Source organism: Spiribacter salilacus, from assembly GCF_009649225.1.
Taxonomy (GTDB): Bacteria; Pseudomonadota; Gammaproteobacteria; order Nitrococcales; family Nitrococcaceae; genus Spiribacter; species Spiribacter salilacus.
The window spans coordinates 230,599-233,317 of sequence record NZ_WJPP01000002.1 but is presented as its reverse complement, the minus strand read 5'-3'; the positions used below and the strand labels follow the sequence as shown (position 1 = coordinate 233,317).

Sequence of the window (2,719 nt, the reverse complement as noted above, 5' to 3'; positions counted from 1 at the left end):
TATCTACCCCTTAAATTAGAGTGATTAAAGGATTAAGCAAGAATGGCTGAGCTGCTGTTTTACAATGAGCCGGTTGCGTTAAATCGCGAAGAACATAAAACCATGAAGGTCAACGCCCCGAAAGACTACGGGTTTACCCGTGAGACTAACTCGGTGGTATTAACCGGTATTGAATTTGCCAAGGCGTGCCGGCATTTCCCGATTGTTTTTACCCGCAATGCAGACCAAGTTATTCCGGTGGCGGTGCTCGGCATGCGCGATAACGAGAATCTGTTTGTTGATCAAGACGGTACTTGGCGTGCGGGGTACATTCCCGCCTACATTCGCCGCTATCCGTTTGTGTTGGCCAATCGGGGCGAGGATCAGGATGAGTTTTTGATCTGCGTGGAAAATTCTGCTCTTCGCAAACGCGGTGGGGAGGCCATTTTTACCAAGGAGGGTGAAGAAACCGAGTATTTGCAGAATGCCACTCGGTTTATGCAGGAATACCATCAAGGTTTCTTAAGAACGGCCGCGTTTGGCAAAAAGCTCGATGAGCTAGGGCTTTTTCAGGAGATGAATGCGCGGGTAACCCGCGATGATGATTCTTCTGTTGTGCTTGGCCAGTTTTTAAGTGTAAACGAAGATGCGCTGATGAAAATAACAGCGCAGGCAGCCGATGAGCTATTCCGTGCCGGTTATTTGGGCTGGATTTATGCCCATTTAATTTCGATGGATCTCTTTCCTGAGTTGGCTCGGCTCATGAATGAAGGCCCTGAAGAAAGTTAACCGATGAATCAGCCACCCCTGGCATCCCTGTCGGCCCGCACGACAGGGAGTATTGGTGCAGCGGTAATTGCGCTGCATTTTGCCGCTTTTTTTTGGCTCTCACGCCAAGACATTGAGGACCAAACAGATTTTGAGCCCGCCGAGGTAATGGTTGAATTGGTGGCCAGCCAAAGCCTTGTTGTGCCTACCGATACGCCGGTAGAAGAGGCGCCTGAACCCGAACCGGTGCCTGAGCCAGAACCCGAACCCGAACCCGAACCTGAACCTGAACCTGAGCCTGAGCCCGAGCCCGAGCCCGAGCCCGAGCCCGAGCCCGAGCCAGAACCAGAACCAGAACCAGAACCAGAACCAGAACCTGAGCCTGAGCCAGAGCCCCAGCCTGAACCTCAGCCCCAGCCGCAGCCCCGGCCGATTCCGCCGCCGCGGCCGCAGCCAGATATGTCGATGCAGACGCTCTCGTTGCCCATGGACGGTGCAACCGAGTCGGTAGAAGGGTTAGATAATCCTGTACCGCCTTACCCGCCTGAGGCCTATTTTGATCAGCTCTCGGGTACGGTTTTGCTACGGATTCGCGTGAATGCACAAGGCGGAGTAGATGAGGTGCGGGTTAAACAATCCAGCGGCCATCAAATTCTCGATGATTCGGCAACTTCCACCGTCGTAGACTGGGAGTTCAAGCCGGCTCGAAATAAAGGCATTGCGGTTGCGCAGTGGGTAGAGATTCCAATTACTTTTGAGTTGAAATAGTAGGTATGCAAATGTCATCCGATTTAGTTTTTGATCTCACAACGGTCACGCTGTTGGCAATGTCTGCACTGACCTGGACCATTGGGCTAGCTAAGTTGTTGCAGCTGCGTATTGCACGCGGCCGCGCCTCAATACTTGAGAATACGTTTACCAATGCGATGGATTGGTCGGCTTTTCGGGAAGTAGGTCATGGCTCAGAGGCCGGAGATGCCAGTTATCTGGCACAAACGCTCAAACAAGTGTGTCGCGAGTACTCAGGGCCAGAGCATTCGACTTATACGTTTGAGCAGCTGCAGACGCTGCTGGCAGCAGAGGTGCAGCGCAAGCTGGGTGTGGTGGCGCGACATAAAGAAAGCTGGCTCAATGCCTTGGCTACCATTAGCTCAACCGCCCCATTCTTAGGGCTTTTTGGTACGGTTTGGGGCATTATGCAGGCGCTGGTAATTATTGGCGAAACGGGTGCAGCAAACATCACGGTAGTCGCCGCTCCTATTGGTGGGGCATTAATCACCACCGCCATCGGTATCGTAACGGCCATTCCTGCGGTTATTTTCTTTAATATGGCAAGTCGTCGCGTGCGACAACATATTGGGCAACTCGAGAACTTCTCAGAGGGGCTGTTGCGCTACGTCTTGCACAATCGCCCTCGCTGGCAGGAGATTGAACAATGAACTATGGCGACTCAAACCACCAATCAATCACAGACATGAATGTGACGCCGATGATTGATGTGATGTTTGTACTGTTGGTGCTGTTTTTGGTGTCTATTCCACTCATGATGCCCCAAACACTAGGGGTCGATCTGCCCGACACCCAAGCGCATAATGCCGCTGATCCAGAAGAAAATCCCCCCTATCGGCTCACTTTGCGCAGCAATGGAATTGCGGAGTTGGATGGTGAGATCATCACAGAAGAGCGACTTGCCGTGCGTTTTGAGGAAATTGCGGCAGAAGAAGACGCGCGCTTGTTGCTAGAAGCCGATAAAAGCGTCACTTACGATCGAATTGCCAAGCTTATGGTCGATGCGCAGGTGGCCGGCATTGCTCAGTTGGGCTTTTTGACCGAGGCAGAGCTTGGGCGCTAAGGCCAACGATGACACTTTGAGAGGTTTGCTAATGAAAAAGGTGAGTGTCCGAGATGCCCGTGAAAACTTTGCTTCCGTCACGCGACTCGAGGAAACGTCTGCTGTGCCCTTTATCTCACG

General features: G+C 52.4%; 4 protein-coding genes. All 4 read left to right on the top strand.

Features of this window, described 5'->3' with window-relative positions; translation table 11 throughout:
- The first annotated feature begins 42 nt into the window (after positions 1 to 42).
- Genes GH984_RS04360 through GH984_RS04345 form a run of 4 tightly spaced genes read left to right on the top strand, consistent with a single transcriptional unit; the run spans position 43 to position 2,599 of the window.
- A complete protein-coding gene (locus tag GH984_RS04360) occupies positions 43 to 768 on the top strand; it encodes a SapC family protein (protein ID WP_153718979.1) in 726 nt (241 codons plus the stop codon).
- Positions 769 to 771: 3 nt separating this feature from the next.
- Positions 772 to 1,515: an energy transducer TonB gene (locus GH984_RS04355; protein ID WP_153718978.1), complete on the top strand. Its 744-nt coding sequence runs from the start codon at positions 772 to 774 to the stop codon at positions 1,513 to 1,515.
- 11 nt (positions 1,516 to 1,526) lie between these two features.
- Positions 1,527 to 2,186: a MotA/TolQ/ExbB proton channel family protein gene (locus tag GH984_RS04350; RefSeq protein ID WP_172973166.1), complete on the top strand. Its 660-nt coding sequence runs from the start codon at positions 1,527 to 1,529 to the stop codon at positions 2,184 to 2,186.
- The gene (locus GH984_RS04345) at positions 2,183 to 2,599 is read left to right on the top strand and encodes an ExbD/TolR family protein (protein ID WP_153718976.1); all 417 of its coding nucleotides are present in this window, start codon (positions 2,183 to 2,185) and stop codon (positions 2,597 to 2,599) included. The genes GH984_RS04350 and GH984_RS04345 overlap by 4 nt, the downstream gene beginning before the upstream one ends.
- The last annotated feature ends 120 nt before the right edge of the window (positions 2,600 to 2,719 follow it).

Coding starts and splice junctions, on each gene's coding strand:
- GH984_RS04360 (WP_153718979.1), top strand. CDS start 43: ATGGCTGAGCTGCTGTTTTACAATGAGCCGGTTGCGTTAAATCGCGAA.
- GH984_RS04355 (WP_153718978.1), top strand. CDS start 772: ATGAATCAGCCACCCCTGGCATCCCTGTCGGCCCGCACGACAGGGAGT.
- GH984_RS04350 (WP_172973166.1), top strand. CDS start 1,527: ATGTCATCCGATTTAGTTTTTGATCTCACAACGGTCACGCTGTTGGCA.
- GH984_RS04345 (WP_153718976.1), top strand. CDS start 2,183: ATGAACTATGGCGACTCAAACCACCAATCAATCACAGACATGAATGTG.